The organism is Corallococcus sp. AB032C (genome assembly GCF_003668935.1).
In the GTDB taxonomy this organism is placed as follows: domain Bacteria; phylum Myxococcota; class Myxococcia; order Myxococcales; family Myxococcaceae; genus Corallococcus; species Corallococcus exiguus.
In genome coordinates this window covers 30,277-45,631 of sequence record NZ_RAWP01000022.1, presented here as the reverse complement: position 1 = coordinate 45,631, position 15,355 = coordinate 30,277, and the positions used below count along the sequence as shown (strand labels likewise).

The 15,355-nt window shown below is 69.8% G+C and carries 16 protein-coding genes; 11 read left to right on the top strand and 5 right to left on the bottom strand.

Translation table 11 applies throughout. The features are described from left to right. Positions 1–3 precede the first annotated feature (3 nt). Positions 4–1,551, top strand: coding sequence for a DUF1501 domain-containing protein (locus D7X99_RS12585; RefSeq protein WP_121778013.1), 1,548 nt, complete (start codon positions 4–6; stop codon positions 1,549–1,551). Positions 1,552–1,616: 65 nt separating this feature from the next. Here D7X99_RS12585 and D7X99_RS12580 read toward each other — a convergent pair whose 3' ends face one another. Next, entirely contained in the window at positions 1,617–2,501 is an 885-nt protein-coding gene (locus D7X99_RS12580; protein ID WP_121778012.1) for an NAD-dependent epimerase/dehydratase family protein, read from the bottom strand. Positions 2,502–2,594: 93 nt separating this feature from the next. Here D7X99_RS12580 and D7X99_RS12575 point away from each other — a divergent pair, with 93 nt between their 5' ends. After that, positions 2,595–3,515: a LysR family transcriptional regulator gene (locus D7X99_RS12575; RefSeq protein ID WP_121778011.1), complete on the top strand. Its 921-nt coding sequence runs from the start codon at positions 2,595–2,597 to the stop codon at positions 3,513–3,515. Positions 3,516–3,521: 6 nt separating this feature from the next. Here the strand turns inward: D7X99_RS12575 and D7X99_RS12570 are convergent, their stop codons facing one another. Beyond that, the gene (locus D7X99_RS12570; RefSeq protein ID WP_121778010.1) at positions 3,522–4,607 is read right to left on the bottom strand and encodes an aldo/keto reductase; all 1,086 of its coding nucleotides are present in this window, start codon (positions 4,605–4,607) and stop codon (positions 3,522–3,524) included. A gap of 94 nt (positions 4,608–4,701) precedes the next feature. Between D7X99_RS12570 and D7X99_RS12565 the strand changes: the two genes are divergently transcribed. From D7X99_RS12565 to D7X99_RS12550, 4 genes are all read left to right on the top strand, one after another. Beyond that, positions 4,702–5,109, top strand: coding sequence for a MarR family winged helix-turn-helix transcriptional regulator (locus D7X99_RS12565; RefSeq protein ID WP_169825038.1), 408 nt, complete (start codon positions 4,702–4,704; stop codon positions 5,107–5,109). An 87-nt stretch (positions 5,110–5,196) separates the two neighbouring features. Continuing rightward, complete coding sequence (locus D7X99_RS12560) at positions 5,197–6,579, top strand: hypothetical protein (protein WP_147476141.1); 1,383 nt, start codon at positions 5,197–5,199, stop codon at positions 6,577–6,579. A gap of 324 nt (positions 6,580–6,903) precedes the next feature. Beyond that, positions 6,904–8,022 carry a hypothetical protein gene (locus tag D7X99_RS12555; protein ID WP_199756338.1) on the top strand — a complete coding sequence of 373 codons (1,119 nt, stop codon included), beginning with the start codon at positions 6,904–6,906 and terminating at the stop codon, positions 8,020–8,022. Positions 8,023–8,029: 7 nt separating this feature from the next. Next, positions 8,030–8,257 carry a hypothetical protein gene (locus D7X99_RS12550; RefSeq protein ID WP_121778008.1) on the top strand — a complete coding sequence of 76 codons (228 nt, stop codon included), beginning with the start codon at positions 8,030–8,032 and terminating at the stop codon, positions 8,255–8,257. Here the strand turns inward: D7X99_RS12550 and D7X99_RS12545 are convergent. Both D7X99_RS12545 and D7X99_RS12540 read right to left on the bottom strand, forming a co-directional pair. Further along, positions 8,244–8,573, bottom strand: a complete 330-nt coding sequence (locus D7X99_RS12545) for a DUF3817 domain-containing protein (protein WP_121778007.1) — start codon at positions 8,571–8,573, stop codon at positions 8,244–8,246. The genes D7X99_RS12550 and D7X99_RS12545 overlap by 14 nt on opposite strands. Further along, positions 8,570–8,938, bottom strand: a complete 369-nt coding sequence (locus tag D7X99_RS12540) for a hypothetical protein (protein WP_121778006.1) — start codon at positions 8,936–8,938, stop codon at positions 8,570–8,572. Before D7X99_RS12540 ends, D7X99_RS12545 begins: the two co-directional genes overlap by 4 nt. A 163-nt stretch (positions 8,939–9,101) precedes the next feature. Between D7X99_RS12540 and D7X99_RS12535 the strand changes: the two genes are divergently transcribed. Continuing rightward, a complete protein-coding gene (locus D7X99_RS12535; protein WP_121778005.1) occupies positions 9,102–10,115 on the top strand; it encodes a GlxA family transcriptional regulator in 1,014 nt (337 codons plus the stop codon). Here D7X99_RS12535 and D7X99_RS12530 read toward each other — a convergent pair. After that, positions 10,048–10,980: an MBL fold metallo-hydrolase gene (locus tag D7X99_RS12530; protein ID WP_121778048.1), complete on the bottom strand. Its 933-nt coding sequence runs from the start codon at positions 10,978–10,980 to the stop codon at positions 10,048–10,050. The genes D7X99_RS12535 and D7X99_RS12530 overlap by 68 nt on opposite strands. A gap of 113 nt (positions 10,981–11,093) precedes the next feature. On the opposite strand from D7X99_RS12530, the gene D7X99_RS12525 reads away from it, so the two are divergent. The 4 genes from D7X99_RS12525 to D7X99_RS12510 are packed head-to-tail and all read left to right on the top strand — an operon-like array spanning position 11,094 to position 15,259. Continuing rightward, complete coding sequence (locus D7X99_RS12525) at positions 11,094–11,981, top strand: LysR family transcriptional regulator (RefSeq protein ID WP_121778004.1); 888 nt, start codon at positions 11,094–11,096, stop codon at positions 11,979–11,981. A gap of 39 nt (positions 11,982–12,020) precedes the next feature. Next, on the top strand, positions 12,021–12,608 hold the full coding sequence (locus tag D7X99_RS12520; RefSeq protein WP_120547129.1) for an NYN domain-containing protein: 588 nt from the start codon (positions 12,021–12,023) through the stop codon (positions 12,606–12,608). A 27-nt stretch (positions 12,609–12,635) separates the two neighbouring features. Then, entirely contained in the window at positions 12,636–14,384 is a 1,749-nt protein-coding gene (locus D7X99_RS12515; protein WP_121778003.1) for a DUF885 family protein, read from the top strand. After that, entirely contained in the window at positions 14,381–15,259 is an 879-nt protein-coding gene (locus tag D7X99_RS12510) for an alpha/beta hydrolase (RefSeq protein ID WP_147476140.1), read from the top strand. Before D7X99_RS12515 ends, D7X99_RS12510 begins: the two co-directional genes overlap by 4 nt. Positions 15,260–15,355: the final 96 nt, after the last annotated feature.

Sequence of the window (15,355 nt, the reverse complement as noted above, 5' to 3'; positions counted from 1 at the left end):
CCCATGACCACCACCCGTCGCCAGTTCCTCCGGCGCGCCACACAGGGCCTGGGCTTCCTGGCCGCCGCCGCCGCCCTTCCCCGCTGGGTGGGCAACGCCCACGCCGCCACCATCGGTGGCTACTCCGGCAGCCGCGTCGCCGTCTGCGTCTTCCTGCTGGGAGGCAACGACAGCAACAACATCCTCATCCCGCGCGAGACGAACGCCTACGCGAAGTACCTGGCCGCCCGGCCCACCATCGGTCTGAAGACGGACCAGTTGGACCTCATCAACCCCACGGACCTGGCCGCGGGCTCGTTCGCGCTGCCCAAGACGCTTTCGAAGCTGCGCGCGCACTTCGAGGCGGGCCGCGCCGCGTTCGTGTGCAACGTGGGCCCGCTGGTGCTCCCACTGACCAAGGCGGACTACCTGGCTGGCGGCACCACCGTTCCGGAGAACCTCTTCTCCCACAGCGACCAGCAGGACGCCTGGGCGAGCGCGCTGGCCAACCCCGGCTCCAGCACCGTCACCTCCGACATCAAGGTGACGGGCTGGGGTGGCCGCACGGCGGACAAGCTCCACGTGCTCAACACCAGCACGCCGCCGGACTACCCGGAGGTGACGTCGTTCGGAGGCAAGCCGCGCTTCTGCGCGGGCGTGGACCGCAAGCCCATGATGGTCGCCCCGGACGGCACGCTCGCGTTCCGCACCGTCAACACCCCGGCGTCGGACTTCGATCTGCTCCAGCAGGCGGCGCTGGCGGACGTGATGACGGTGCAGGACTCCAACGTGCTGGAGACGGCCTACGCGGGCGTGTTCACCACGGCGCAGACCTTCTCCGCCGCCCGCGCCGCCGCGCGCGACGCGGCGTGGGCGCAGCTGCCGCAGGCCACTCGCGACACCATCGAGGGCTACTTCGTGCCCACGCTGCCGCCGGAGGACACCGTGAAGTGGACGCTGCACACGCAGCTCTACCAGGTGGTGCGCGACCTGGTGGCGGGCGCGATGCCGGTGAGCAACGCGGGCCTGGGCCTCAAGCGTCAGGTGTTCTCCGTGGGCTTCGGCTCCTTCGACACGCACCAGAACCAGGACGTGGACCAGCCGAAGCTCCTGGAGCAGCTGGACTTCGCGCTCGACGCCTTCCAGAAGTCGGTGACGCTGCTGGAGACGCAGGCCGCGTTCGGCTCCAACGCGCCGCAGGCCACGCTCTTCACCATGAGCGACTTCAACCGGACGCTGCTGGAGAACGGCGACAGCGGCACGGACCACGCCTGGGGTGGCCACGCCATCGTCCTGGGCAACCGCGTGGCGGGCAAGAGGCTCTACGGCACCTTCCCCAACCTGGACCTGTCGGGCTCGTTGGACGGATCCACGGACGAGCGCGGCCGCTGGATTCCCACGCTCACGGTGGAGCAGTACGGATGGACGCTGGCCTCGTGGCTGGGGCTGAACACCGCCGCCGAGCGCGACTACGTGTTCCCCAACCTCTCCGGCTACGTGGCGGACGCGGTGGCGCGCAGCTTCCCGGCGCAGGCGCGCAAGTACAAGGTGGGCTTCATGCTGGCGGACTGACGCCGGCGTGAATGAAGAAGGCCGCGAGCCTTGCCGGGCTCGTGGCCTTCTTCGCGGGTGTTCGACTACTTCAGCTCCGCGAGCACGTCGAACACGGAGGGCCGGTGCGGCTTCCAGCCCAGCGCGCGGGCCCGCTTCGCGCGGATGCGGCTGTTGGACGCGAGCGCCAGCCGCCCCAGCTCCACGCCCCAGCGCTTCTCCCCATCCGCCAGCGGCATGCTGCCCACGGGCAGGCGGAGGCTCTTGCCAATGGCCGTCACCACGTCGCGGAAGTTCGCCTCGCCGTTCTCCGCGAAGAAGAACGTGCCGGCCGGCGCGCGCTCCAGCACCAGGAGGTACAGGTCCGCCAGGTCCTCGATGTGCACGTTGGACCAGACGTTCTCCCCCTTCCCGATGTAGCGCGCCGTGCCCGTCTCGCGCGCGTAGCGGATGAGCGGCGGCAGCTGCACGCTGTCCGGGTTCAGGCCCAGGCCCTTGCCGTAGACGAGGCACGGGCAGATGACGTTCGTGTGGATGCCGTCCTTCGCGGCGTCCAGCACCGTCTTGTCCAACGAGATGCGCGCCACCTTCTCCGGGACGGGCTCGATGGGCGTGTCCTCGTCGTGCACGCCCGCCGTCAGCTCGCCGCCCGCGTCGGTGGCGACGATGCTGGAGCCGCTGGTGTGGATGAAGTGCTTGCCGGAGCCCTTCAGCGCGGCGAGAAGCGCCTCCACCACCTTGCGCTCGTCCGCGGACGCCGCGTTGATGACCGCGTCGGATTCCTTCGCCAGCCGCGCGAGCGCGTCCAGGTCGTCGAACGAAGCGACCGTCGCATGGATGCCGCGCGCCTCCAGTTCCTTCGCCTTGTCCTGCGTCCGGGCGGTGCCCACCACCTGGTGCCCCGCCGCCATCAACCGCGCCGCCACCGACCCGCCGATGTACCCCGTCGCGCCCAACACGAAGACTTTCATGGTCCGCTCCCGTGAATGGGAGGAAACCTGCACTGTTCCCCCATGGCCGGGTAGTGGCTTGCCGGGCACATGTCCTGTTCCTAGAGTTCTCGAATGACCCTCATCCAGGAGCCGCTCGCCGGGTTGGGTGCCTTCGTGCGCACGCTCGAAACGGGCAGCTTCAGCGCGGCGGCCCGGGCGCTCGGCGTGTCCCCATCCGCGGTCAGCAAGACGGTGGCCCGCCTGGAGGGCCGGTTGGGGGTGCTGCTCCTCCAGCGAGGCACGCGGCGGCTCCAGCCGACACCGGAGGGGCTGTCCCTCTTCGAGCGGGGCCAGCGCATCGTGGCGGAGCTGGAGGCGGCGCAGGGCGAGCTGCGCGAGTCGAAAGGCCCACGGGGCCCACTGCACGTCACCGCGCCCATGGACCTGGGCCGTCACTGGCTGGTGCCACGGTTGCCGGCGTTCCTCGCCGCGTATCCCCAGATTCAGTGCGCGCTGGGGCTCACGGACCGCTTCATCGACCTGGTGGAGGAGCGCGTGGACGTGGGGCTGCGCATGGGGGAGAGCGCGGACACGCGGCTCGTGCGACGGCGGCTGGGTGAGTCTCGCGCCGTCATCTGCGCCTCGCCCGCGTACCTGCGCCGGCACGGCACGCCGAGGAAGGTGGCGGACCTCCAGCGCCACGCGTGTCTGGCCTACCTGCGCGGCAGCCAGCGCGTCCCGTGGCGACTGGATGGCAAGGAGGTGGAGGTGCCCGGCCCCTTCGCGTCCGACAACAACGAAGCGTTGCTGACGTTGGCGCAGGAGGGTGTGGGCATCGCGCGCATCCCGGAGTTCGTCGCCACGCAGGCGCTGGCCTCCGGAAGGCTGCGGGCCGTACTCAGCGAGGTGCACTCGCCGGGGCCCGATGTGTTCGTCGTCTATCCGGAGCGCCGGCACCTGTCGCCCCGCGTCCGCGTGTTCGGGGACTTCGTGGCGGATGCGTTCGCGCGCGAGGAGGCGAGGCCGGGCACGAAGCCCCGGCCTCGTCGGTGACGGCGGTCAGTAGACCTTGTCGCCCTTTTCCACGCCGAAGGGGGAAGCCGGCATCTGGATGCCGTTCACCGTCGTCCCGCCGTTGTGGATGGCGGGGAAGATGGGCTCCATGCTCTGCGGGAACCCGAACGCGGGCTTCGTGAGCGCATCCAGCCGGCCCACCTCCTCGGCCGTGAGCTTTACGGCAGCGGCCTTCAGGTTGTCCTCCAACTGCGCGAGCGTCCGCGCGCCGATGATGGTCGAGCCTACTCCCGGCTTCGCCATGACCCAGGCCAGCGCCACTCGCGCCGGGGTGCTCTCATGCGCACGGGCGATGGCCTCGAGCGCGTCGACGACGGTGTAGGTCTTCTCGTTCAGGTAGGGCTCGATGAAGGCGCCTCGGTCTCCCTTCAGCTGGCCCGCGTTCTTGCGGGTGTACTTGCCGCTGAGCGCGCCGCTCTTGAGCGGGGACCAAGGGGTGATGCCGAGCCCGTGCTCCAGGGCCATGGGGACCAGCTCCTGCTCCACGCTGCGCTCGAGCAGCGAGTACTCAATCTGCAACCCGATGAAGGCCGACCAGCCCCGGAAGCGCGCGGTGACGTTGGCCTCGACGACCTTCCAAGCAGGCGTGTCGGAGACGCCGAGGTAGCGGACCTTGCCGGCCCGGACCAGGTCCTCGAGCGCGCCCATCGTCTCGTCGATGGGCGTGTGCTTGTCCCAGTTGTGCAGCCAGTAAAGGTCGATGTAGTCGGTCTGCAGGCGGCGGAGCGAGTTCTCGCACGCCGAGATGATGGACTTGCGGCCGGAGCCTCCCCCGTTCGGGTCCCCGGGGTAGAGGTTGCCGCTGAACTTCGTGGCGATGACCAGGCGGTCGCGCCGGGCAGCGTGCTTGCCGACGTGGTCGCCGATGATCTTCTCGGAATGGCTCTTCGTGTAGAAGTTCGCGGTGTCGATGAAGTTGCCGCCCAGTTCGATGAACCGGTCGATGATCTGCTCGGACTCCTTCACGCTGGTGCCCCAGCCGAGGTCTTCACCGAACGTCATCGCACCGAGGCACAGCGGGCTCACGCGCAGGCCGGAGCGGCCGAGCGTGACGTAATGGTCGAGAGGCATGGGGTCTCCTGGGGATGTGTTACCGTTTCAGGGAGGCCGAATTGGTTCAGCCTTGAGTTGATTTAATTTTGTACCAATTTCCGCGCAAGGGCCCATGTCGAAAATCGACCCGGCGAAGATCTGGTCGCTGAACTACAACCTGCTGATGTCGGTCATCTCCGGTGTCTCCCCCGACATCGCCGGGCTGGGGTTGGACACGAAGGAGCTGTTCGTGCTGTCGCAGGTGGAGGAGCACCCCTACCCGGCCGAGCTGGCGGCGACGCTGAGCATGCCGAAGCCGACGGTGACGGTGTACGTGAAGCGGCTGGAGGCGGCGGGCTTCCTGCGCCGGGAGATCGACGCCGAGGACCTGCGGCGGCACCGGCTGCAGGTCACCCCGGCGGGTCGCAAGGTGACGGCGAAGGGGCTCGCGATGCTGTCGGAGGCGTTCGGCGCGCGGCTTGGCCGCTTGAGTGCGGCGGAGCAGGCCGAGCTCCGGAGCCTGCTCGAGAAGCTGAGCTGACGGCGGCTTGAATCCAGCCGATCCCCTGGTGCGTAATTCCGGCCATGACGCCGAGGCGGTTTCCGCCCGGCCGGGGGTTCCCCATACATGCTGACGCGTCGCGCGGGTGAAGTGGTTCTGGGTGCACTGGTGTGCTGGATGCTCGCGGCGTGCGGTGGCGACGACAAGGTGAAGGTCCGGGGGCACGTCACCAACGGAGGCGGGCAGCAGTCGCAGGGACTCACCGACGGCGCGCCCGCGCTGGCGGGGGATGGAACGGTCGCGGCGGCGACCACGGTGCGGATCAGCCGCGTGGTGGCGTCCGGCGACCTGACGACGCTGGCGGAGGCCGACGTCGCGGCGGATGGCAGCTACACGCTGGAGCTGGACGACGCGGGGCAGCGGTTGATCATCGAAGCGGTGAGCGCGTCCGCCGCCACGGTGGGCTCCGCGGTGCTGGACTCCACGACGCCGCAGTCCGGTCAGGAGGTGCGCACGGCGCCGCCCATCACGAGTGAGTCCTCGCTGGAGGCGGAGGTCTTCGTCCAGATGGTGCGGGACGGGGACTCGCCAGCCGGCGTGGACACGGTGGACCTGCGCGCGCGGCTTAACTCGGAGCAGGCGGCGGCGGTGCGCGGCCAGCTCAAGGCGACCGCGGCGGAGTCGGTGGAGGCGTTGAGCGCGGCGGTGCGCGCCGCGCAGGCCACGCGGATCAAGGCGTACGCCCGGGCCGGCGTGACCGTCACGCAGGAGCAGCTCTTCAGCGCGTCGTTGGATGCGTCCGCGCAGTTGGACGCGGCGCTGGATGCCGGCGGACAGTCCGCGGCGGGCGCCTACGACACGTTCTTCGCGGCGGTGCGAGCGGCCACGCCCCAGGCGAACGACGCGCAGGATCAGCAGGCGGAGCGCGAGGCGAGCGTGTCCTATCGCATCGCGGTGGATGCGCGGCTGTCCTCGGGAGCGGGCATCGCGGTCGCGGACGCGTCGGTGCGAGCCGCCGCCGCGCTGGAGGCCCGGGCTACCGAGGCCGCCGTGAAGGCCCTGCTCCAGGGAGCGAGCGCCACCGACCTGACGCTGCAACAGGCGAACACCGCCGCCACGTCGCTGCGCGCGAACCTCTCTTCCGCCACGTCGGCCGGCGCCGCCGCGACGGCCTGGGCGAACTACAACACCCAGCTCGCCACCGGCGGCAGCGCGACCGTGATGGGCGCCCAGCTGGGGGTGACGAGCAGCAACCAGCTCGCCTTCGACTCGGCGGTGCATGCGGGCGCGCAGGCCAGAGCGACGCTCGAAGCAACACTGGGCACGGTGCTGGAACAGTCCGGCAAGGCGTCCGCCACGGCGCTCGCGGACGCGGTGGTCAACGCCTTCGTCACCTATGACGCAGCGGTGCGAGGCGGCGCCACCGCCCCCCTGGTGGCCTTCGGCCCCAAGGCCACCACCGGAGTGGAGCTGCTGATCATCTCCGAGGGCTCGTTCCGCCTGCGGTAGGTGTGGCGCCCGGGGCTGCGTTCATCCGGACGTGGCCTCGGTGTCAGGTGGCGGAGTCCTCCGCCCGTGCACGGCTTCACAGGGTCCGTTTGACTGTAGGAGCCTCTCGGGAACGGATTTGTTCCCGGGGGGCTCCGCATGCGGATCCATTGGTCGTTACCGCTCCTGCTCCTGGCTATCGCCGGATGCGGTGGTGCCTCTCTCACTGTGCGACTGGACACAGGTGGCGGCACGTCCGTCAGGCTCCATCCGCGCGCGAAGGACGCGCCGGTGAGGGTAGACACGGATGACTTTGTCAGAGCCGTGGCGAACCTGGCTCGTTCCGTGAAGCCCTCAAGGCAGCCCCAGGAAGCAGCCCGGCGCCTGTGGCAGGTGGAGCCTCGCAGCGGGTCATACCTGTTCGACCCGAGCAGCCGTCGCATCACACCGCTCGGTCCAGGCGAAGACACGGAGGCGTATGTCTCTGCCCCGGACGCCGAGCTGACGCGCGCCTACCTGCGCTGGTGCGATCGCACGGGCAGGCCCGGCGACTGTCTGCGCCTGCTGTTGGAAAGCCCCACGGTCACTGGAGATGGGCGCTATGCGCTGGCCATGGCGCTCGCCCAGGGTGTCGTCCTGGAGGAGATGCAGGATGCATTCAGGGACATGGCCGATCCGCAGGCGGTGCTGACGACCGTTCTATGGACCTGGACCACGTATCTCATCCTGATCTCGGTGCCAGAGCCTCTCTCCAAGGGAGTCGCGGCGGTCATGACCGCCACGCTCATCGCCTACGTGGGCGTCGACACCTTCTGGAACCTCATCGTGGGCTTCAAGCAACTGGTGGAAGCCGCGGACCGGGCCACCACGTTCAACGCGCTGAGGGAGGCAGGGGAACGCTACGGCAAGGTCATGGGCCGCAACGCGGCACGAGCCTTCGCCATGCTGGCCACGGCGGCGATCGGCTCCACGGCCCCTGCATTGGCGGCGAAGGTCCCCAGGCTCCCCGGATCCGCACAGGCGGTCCTGCAGGCGGAGGCCCAGGTGGGGTTGGTGCTCACGGCCGTGGATGACGTGACGGCGGTCTCAGTTGGTGCATCGGCTGTCACGCTCTCTCTTGCACCCAATGCGGTAGCGATGAGCGCGCGGGACACGCCCCCGGGTGGCACTTCCCCGATTCGCATCGGCATTCCAGAAGGAAGGGCGAAACACATCTTCCGCTCGGCGCCAGGGCATCTCCCGGATACACCCGGCAATCGGAGGCTGCTTCAGGAGCTGGCGGCGGATGAATCCGCGAGGCTTGGAAGAGACCGGTTCGGCAACATGTGGTCCGCGAGACGCAATCCGGATGGCACTCCACTCTGGGTACAAGTCCGCAAAGGAGAGATCATCAACGGTGGACTGAACCCGGTGGCGCGCGACTACACCACCCAGATGGGGCTCTCCGCTCCCACCCGCCCCTGAGGCCACGATGAAAGACGTGCTCACGATCCAAGAGGCCTACGCGGCGATGTACGAATACCTCAAGGGGCTGTACGCGCTGAATCCTTCAGATGAGCTGGGCGGCCTGCTGGGAAGCATGTCCCTGCTCGATGACGGCACTCCCGCGGACCCCGCCGTCTGGACGGACTGGTTGCTCGCCGTGCAGAAAGCGCGGCAGGGCGCCGTCGACCTGCGCCTGAAGCTCAATCCGGAGTGAGCGCATCGCCGGAGCGGCTTCGCCCCTGCTCCCGCTCCTCCCGCCGCAGCGAGCGGTCCAGCACGAAGGTCCCGAACGGCACCAGCGACGCGCCGAACGCCGCGAGCGAACGGCGCGCCGTCCAACCGTGTTCGGACGCCGCGCGGAACAGTGAGGACACGAAGAGAAGGAACAACAGCCCGTGGACACTGCCTGTGATCCGCACCGCCAGGGGCTGAGCGAACAGGTACTTCACCGGCATCGCGATGAAGAGCAGCCCCAGGAAGGACATCCCCTCCAGGAAGGCCACCCACCGCAGCTGTCTCAGCGCATTCATGTGTCCACCCAGGGCCAGCGCGGCCGGAAGACCATCAGCACCAGCACGCAGAAGAACGGCACGGCGGCCCAGAGCGCTCCCGCCATCGTGCGCCGCTCACGGGACGCCATGGACACCAGCGCCAGCTGCGACACCAGCGACAGCGTCAAGCCGCCCAGGATCCACGCCTCCGTCAACGCGATGTTGAACTGGAGCGTGAGCAGGTAACCCGCCGTCCACGTCACCACCAACCCCGGTGACGCGATGGCGTGCACCGCGCGCTTGCGGTCCCGGGACTCCGTCGCGGCCAGCGCCCCCACGAGCCCGCCGCCGTAGAGCACCACGCCCACGAACTTCAGCAGGAGCAGCAAGCGGTAGATCAACACCCCGTCACACGTCCCTGGCACGCCGTGGCGGCCATCGCCACGAAGCCCCGTCCGTATGACACGGGCTCCTCTTCTGCCGTGAGTGGCGGAAACGCCATCTTTCGACGACTTCCCGCCACGACTTACCTTGGCGGGAACCCACCGGCCCTGGCATCGTCCCGACATGCACACCGTGGCAATCGTCGCGCTGGACGGAGTGGTGCCCTTCGATCTCTCGATTCCCACCGAGGTCTTCCGCCACGTCCGGCTGCCCTTCGGCGGCCCCGGCTATCAGGTCCGCGTCTGCGGGCTGACGCCGGAAGTCCACGCGGGCGCGTTCCGGGTGAAGACCCATTATGGATTGGGCGCACTGGCTCGCGCGGACACCATCATCCTGCCCGGCATCACGGACGTCTCCGGGCCCGTATCTCCCAGGCTCGTGAAGGTGCTCCGCGCGGCCGCGGGCCGGGGCACGCGCATCGCGTCCATCTGCTCGGGCGCGTTCCTCCTGGCCGCGACAGGGCTGCTCGACGGGCTGCGCGCGACCACGCACTGGATGGCCACGGAGGAGCTGGCCCGGCGCTTCCCGTCCATCCAGGTGGATCCGAACGTCCTCTACGTCGACAACGGCCAGTTCCTCACCTCCGCGGGCGCTGCGGCGGGGCTGGACCTCTGCCTGCACATGGTGCGGCGCGACCATGGCTCCGCGGTCGCGGCGGACGCGGCGAGGCTGGCCGTGATGCCACTGGAGCGCGACGGCGGCCAGTCCCAGTTCATCACCCACGTGCCTCCCGCCCCCGAAGGCGCGTCGCTGGAGCCACTCCTGCACTGGATGGAGGACCACCTGGACCGGCCGCTGACGCTCCCAGTCCTCGCCCGGAAGGCGGCGATGAGCGAGCGCACCCTGAGCCGCCGCTTCCGGGAGCAGACCGGCACCACCCCGCTCCAGTGGCTCCTCCACGCCCGCGTGCGCCGCGCCCAGTACCTGCTGGAGACCACCGAGCAGTCCGTGGAGGCCGTCGCGGAAGAAGTGGGCTTCGGCTCGCCCACCTCTTTCCGCGAACACTTCCAGCGCTTCGTCACCACCAGCCCCCTCGCCTACCGCCGTGCGTTCCGGGGAGCAGAACGCCTCAGTGCTGGTGGCCGAAGCGCACCTCCACCGCCGGGTGCGCCGCGACGAACGCGCGCAGCTTCTTGAAGCTCTCCACGCCCCGGGGCCCGTCATCCGTGAAGGAGCCCGGCTCCACGTCGTGCTCCCAGCCCCAGCGCGTGTGGCTGGCGTCGCCCAACAGCAGCACCGGCCCCTTCGTGGAGCGCACGAGGTACGCGGTACTGCCCGGCGTGTGCCCCGGCACCCAGAGCGCCCACACGGAGCCGTCCCCGAAGACGTCCACCGCGCCGTCGAAGAGGCCCTTCGGGTCGGCCGTGTAGTTCCACTCCGACAGCGCCGGCTTGCCCTCCAGCGCGCGGTCCGTGGCGCCCTGCACCACCAGGTTCCGGAAGGCGCGGAGGCCCGCCTCGCCCGGGCCGGTGTATACGGGCGTCCCCGCCGGCGCGTCCGCCATGCCGCTGATGTGATCCGGGTGCAGGTGCGTGAGGAAGACGCCGGAGAGCGGCTGGGGCTGCTTCGCCAGCCACTCGCCCAGCGGCGCCAGCACCGTCATCTTCTCCATGTGCATCGCGCTCGTGACGATGCCGCCCAGCGCCGCGCGGTCCGGCGCGTCCCGCAGCGCCGTCTCCACACCGGTGTCCACGATGAACATCCCCTTCGTGGGGTGGCGCAGCGCGTGGAAGAAGACCTGCACGGGTTCGTCCCCGTCCTCCAGGTGCGCCGCCTTCGCCGTCGGGTGGTCCAGGTTGATGAGGCCGCTGCGATTCACGGACCAGTCGCACGAGGTGACGGTCTCCAGTTCCACCGGACCGGGCACGTCCAGCTCCGCGAGCAGCGCGTCCGCCGGCCGCGTCACGCCGAGCGCGGACTTCTGGACGCCGTGCGAGGACGTGGCGCAGCCGGTGGCGAACCCAGCGACACAGAGGCAGAGCGCGAGCAGGGAGGACTTCATGACGGACTCCTTCTTCCTTCCGGCGCGAGGCACCGGGCGTTCGGGACAGGCGGCACGATGCGCGATGCGCTCATGGATGGGAATCCGCGAAAACGGCATGATGCCATCCATTCATGGATATCTCCTGGGATGACGCCCGGCTGTTCCTCGCCATCGCGGAGACGGGCAGCTTCAGCGGGGCCGCGCGGCGGCTGCGCATCGGACAACCCACGGTGAGCCGGCGGCTGGCCGCGCTGGAGTACGCGGTGGGCTCGGCGCTGTTCCGCCGGAGCGTGGATGGCGCGGCGCTCACGGCCGCGGGTGAGCGGCTGCTCGTGCCCGCGAAGAAGATGGCGGAGTGGGCCGGTGAGCTGCACCGCGCGGCGGAGTCCGCGGACAGCTCGCCCCGGGGCATCGTGCGCGTGACGGCCACGCCCTACATGAGCTTCGACTTCCTGGCCCCCTTCGCCGCCTTCGTCTCCCAGAAGCACCCGGGCCTGCGCCTGGAGGTGCAATCCCAGATTCAATACCTGGACCTGGGGCGCGGTGAGGCGGACCTCGCGCTGCGCGGACGGCCTCCCACCAGCGCGGACCTGAAGCTCGTGGACACGCTGGAGGTCCCCAACGCCGTCTTCGTGTCCAAGGCCCTGAAGGCCCGGCTGCCGAAGAAGCTATCGCTCCAGCAGCTGCCCTGGGTGGCCTGGGCTCCCCCCTTCGAAGCAGTCCCGCCCAACCCCCAACTGGAGTCGATGATCCCCGGCTTCAGTCCGTCATTCACGGCGGACAACTACCTGGTGCTGGTCGCGGCGGCGGAGGCGGGCCTGGGCGCGATGGTGATGGCGCGCATGGCGCACCGCTTCACCCGCCCCTCGCGCCTCGTCCCTCTGGAGGTGGACCTGGGGCCCTTCTCCCGGAGCCAGACCCACCTGGTGTGCGCGAAATCCGCGCTGGATATTCCCCGGGTGCGGCGTGTGTCAGAGCTGTTGCGCGAGGAGTTCCAACGAATTCGCCTGGGTCGATGAAAACCCCCAACGGCCGGCAGCCCGCGTATTGTGCCCGCCATGCAATCCGTCCGCCCCGCCGCCGCATCCTACGTCCTCATCGACGCCGAGAACGTCGATTGGGCCGTCTCCAACATCGTCGGGCGCAAGCCCGAGCCGCAGGACCGGGTGCAGTTCGACCGGCTCGTCGCCTTCTGCGACACGTATTTCCCCAAGCCGGTGCGCTGCGTGGTGGTGCTCAACTCGCGGGGCGAGCAGCTTCCGGACGCGATGATTGGCTTCGTGCGCGCGCTGAAGTCCGCGGGCTGTGAGGTGGCGCTGCTGCACGGCCGTCCGGATCAGAAGGTCGTGGACCTGGGCATCCTCAAGCTCCTGGAGAACATCCGCACCCAGCGTCCGCAGGCGGCGGTCGGCCTGGCCAGCCACGACGGCGCGGACTTCGCGGAGGCGCTCAAGCCCCTGCTCGAAGAGAAGCGGCAGGTCGCCGTGCTGGGCCTGCGCGAGTACGTGAGCCAGAAATTCCGCGAGCTCACCCCGATGGGCCTGAAGGTCGTCGACCTGGAGCTCAACGCCCGCGTGTTCCAGCGCCCCCTGCCCCGGCTGCTGCCGGTCAACGTGGACGAGTTCGATCCTTCTCTGTTCGTCTAGCCGCGGTTTCCACGCCGGAGTCCGTCCATGTCATCCGAGTCCGTCCCCCAGCGCGGCGCCGCGTCCGCTTCGCTGCACACCCTGCTGGAAGCGGAGTGGCAGTACTCGCTCCAGCAGTACCCCACCTACGCGTCGCTCCTGGGGGACCGGCGCTGGAATGACCGATGGGATGACCTGAGCCTCACGGCGCTGGATGCGGATCACCAGCACAGCCACGCCGTGCTGCGCAGGCTCCAGGACGTGGACCGCGCCGCGCTGGACAGCGACGCGGACCGGCTGCACCTGGACCTCTTCCGCCGGATGCACGAGACGTGGCTGGAAGAGTACGGGGTGAAGAGTCACCTCCTGCCCCTCAACCAGATGGGAGGCCTGCCGGAGGGGCTCAAGCAACCCCCGGGGCTCCAGACGGCGTACCAGCTCGCGGACACCCTGCGCTTCGAGACGGTGCGGGACTACGAGGACTGGGTGAAGCGGCTGGAGGGCTTCGGCGCCTACGCGGATCAGGTGGTGGCGCTGATGCGCGAGGGCATGCGCCAGCACCGCATCCACCCGCGCATCGTGCTCCAGCGCATCCCGCCGCAGCTGGAGCGGCAGGTGGTGAAGGATGCCACGCAGAGCGGCTTCTTCAGTCCCTTCACCCGCATGCCCAAGGACTTCGCGCCGGAGGACGTGCGACGGCTTTCGCAGGCGGGCCGCGACGCCATCGCGAACACCGTGGTGCCCGCGCTGAAGCGCGCCCTGGACTTCGTCACCACGGAGTACCTGCCCGCCGCGCCGGAGACGGTGGGCGTGTGGCAGTTCCCGGACGGTGAAGCGCTGTACACGGTGCTCGCGCGCCGGCACACGACGACGCGGATGACGCCGGAGGAGATCCACGCGGTGGGCCTGACGGAGGTCCAGCGGCTGCGCGCGGAGATGGACGCGGTGATGGCGCGCACGGGCTTCACCGGCACGCTCCAGGGCTTCTTCGACACGCTGCGCACGGAGACGCGCTTCTACGAGCCCACGGGCGAGTCGCTGCTCGCGCGCTACCGGACGCTGGCCCGCCGCATCGACCCGCTGCTCCCGCGGCTGTTCCGGACGATGCCGAAGAAGCCCTACGTCGTCGAGCCCATCCCGGAGGCCATGGCCCCGGACGTGACGACGGGCTTCTACTTCCCGGCCTCCGCGGACGGCTCGCGCCCGGGCACCTTCCAGGTGAACCTCTACCGCCCGGAGACGCGGCCCGTCTGGGAGATGGTGCCCCTGACGCTGCACGAGGCCGTGCCCGGCCACCACTTCCAGGTGTCCCTGGCCTCCGAGCAGACGGACGTGCCGGACTTCCGCCGCTTCACGTCCTACGTGGCCTTCGATGAAGGCTGGGCGTTGTACAGCGAGTCCCTGGGCGACGAGCTGGGTCTGTACGACGACCCGCACGACAAGTTCGGCCAGCTCGCCTACGAGATGTGGCGCGCGGTGCGGCTGGTGGTGGACACCGGCCTGCACGCGAAGCGGTGGACGCGGAAGCAGGCGCTGGACTTCTTCATGGAGAACGCGCCGCGCCAGGAACTGGACGTCACCAACGAGGTGGACCGCTACATCGCGTGGCCCGGCCAGGCGCTGGCGTACAAGGTCGGCCAGCTGCGCATCCGCGAGCTGCGTGACAAGGCGGAAGCCGCGCTGGGGACGCGCTTCGACGTGAAGTCCTTCCACGACGAGGTGCTCCTGACGGGCTCGCTGCCGCTGGACGTGCTGGAGGCGAAGGTCGACGCGTGGGTGGCCCGGGAGTCCGCGTGAAACGTCCGCTCGTCGCCGGGCTTCTGCTGGGAGGCATGGCCCTGCTGGCGATGGCCGCCTGGGTCGCGGTGCGCAGCGCGCGCTACATCTCCCAGGAGGTGCGCCCGCCCCGGCAGCCGGTGGGCAGCCCTCCACAGGAAACGGAGTTCGCCGGCCTGCGCGACGTGGCGTTCCAGGACCGCGACGGCCTCCAGCTCAAGGGCTGGTACCTGCCTCCGCGCGATGGGGCGCTCGTCGTCCTGGTCCATGGGCTGTCAGGCAACCGCACGCAGCTGTTGCCCGAAGCGCGGTTCCTGGCCCGGGCCGGGTACGGGCTGGTGCTCTTCGACCTGGGCGCGCACGGCGAGAGCAGCGGAACAGTGTCCACCTATGGCGACCGCGAGGCGACCCAGGTGCAGGCGGCGGTGGACTTCGCCGCGCTCCAGCCGGAGGTGGACGCGAAGCGCATCGGCGCGCTCGGGTTCTCCCTGGGGGGCTACTCGGTGCTGAAAGCCGCGGCCGAGGATCCGCGCCTCAAGGCCGTGGTGGTGGAGGCCGCGGCCGTGGCGCCCGCGCAGGCGCTCCAGGACGAGCTGGGACACTGGGGTCCCCTGGGCCTGTGGCCGGCGCTGGGGGTGATGAAGCGCGCGGGCGTGGACGTGAACGCCGTGCAACCCGCGCGGGACATGGCCGCGCTCGCGGGCCGCCCCGTCCTGCTGGTGGCGGGCGAGGCGGATCCCTGGGTGCCGGACGCAGCCCTGGAAAACCTGCTTCGCCAGGGTCAAGGCCCGTGGGAGAAGTGGCGCGTGCCGGGAGCGGGGCACGAAAGCTACCTCCAGGCCTCCCCCGAAGAATATCCACGCAGGGTGCTGGCGTTCTTCTCGCGCTTTCTCTGAATGTGGCGGTTGGGGAGCGGCCGAGGGGTCGGCCGGATGTAAGGAATCTGCCCAGACGCGATCATTCCTTTCCAGGCATGGCATGCTGCGTGCCCG

What these genes read in the sequence shown, in the direction of transcription:
- D7X99_RS12585 (WP_121778013.1), top strand. Translation starts at nt 4, where the DNA reads ATGACCACCACCCGTCGCCAGTTCCTCCGGCGCGCCACACAGGGCCTG.
- D7X99_RS12580 (WP_121778012.1), bottom strand. Translation starts at nt 2,501, where the DNA reads ATGAAAGTCTTCGTGTTGGGCGCGACGGGGTACATCGGCGGGTCGGTG.
- D7X99_RS12575 (WP_121778011.1), top strand. Translation starts at nt 2,595, where the DNA reads ATGACCCTCATCCAGGAGCCGCTCGCCGGGTTGGGTGCCTTCGTGCGC.
- D7X99_RS12570 (WP_121778010.1), bottom strand. Translation starts at nt 4,607, where the DNA reads ATGCCTCTCGACCATTACGTCACGCTCGGCCGCTCCGGCCTGCGCGTG.
- D7X99_RS12565 (WP_169825038.1), top strand. Translation starts at nt 4,702, where the DNA reads ATGTCGAAAATCGACCCGGCGAAGATCTGGTCGCTGAACTACAACCTG.
- D7X99_RS12560 (WP_147476141.1), top strand. Translation starts at nt 5,197, where the DNA reads ATGCTGACGCGTCGCGCGGGTGAAGTGGTTCTGGGTGCACTGGTGTGC.
- D7X99_RS12550 (WP_121778008.1), top strand. Translation starts at nt 8,030, where the DNA reads ATGAAAGACGTGCTCACGATCCAAGAGGCCTACGCGGCGATGTACGAA.
- D7X99_RS12545 (WP_121778007.1), bottom strand. Translation starts at nt 8,573, where the DNA reads ATGAATGCGCTGAGACAGCTGCGGTGGGTGGCCTTCCTGGAGGGGATG.
- D7X99_RS12535 (WP_121778005.1), top strand. Translation starts at nt 9,102, where the DNA reads ATGCACACCGTGGCAATCGTCGCGCTGGACGGAGTGGTGCCCTTCGAT.
- D7X99_RS12530 (WP_121778048.1), bottom strand. Translation starts at nt 10,980, where the DNA reads ATGAAGTCCTCCCTGCTCGCGCTCTGCCTCTGTGTCGCTGGGTTCGCC.
- D7X99_RS12525 (WP_121778004.1), top strand. Translation starts at nt 11,094, where the DNA reads ATGGATATCTCCTGGGATGACGCCCGGCTGTTCCTCGCCATCGCGGAG.
- D7X99_RS12520 (WP_120547129.1), top strand. Translation starts at nt 12,021, where the DNA reads ATGCAATCCGTCCGCCCCGCCGCCGCATCCTACGTCCTCATCGACGCC.
- D7X99_RS12515 (WP_121778003.1), top strand. Translation starts at nt 12,636, where the DNA reads ATGTCATCCGAGTCCGTCCCCCAGCGCGGCGCCGCGTCCGCTTCGCTG.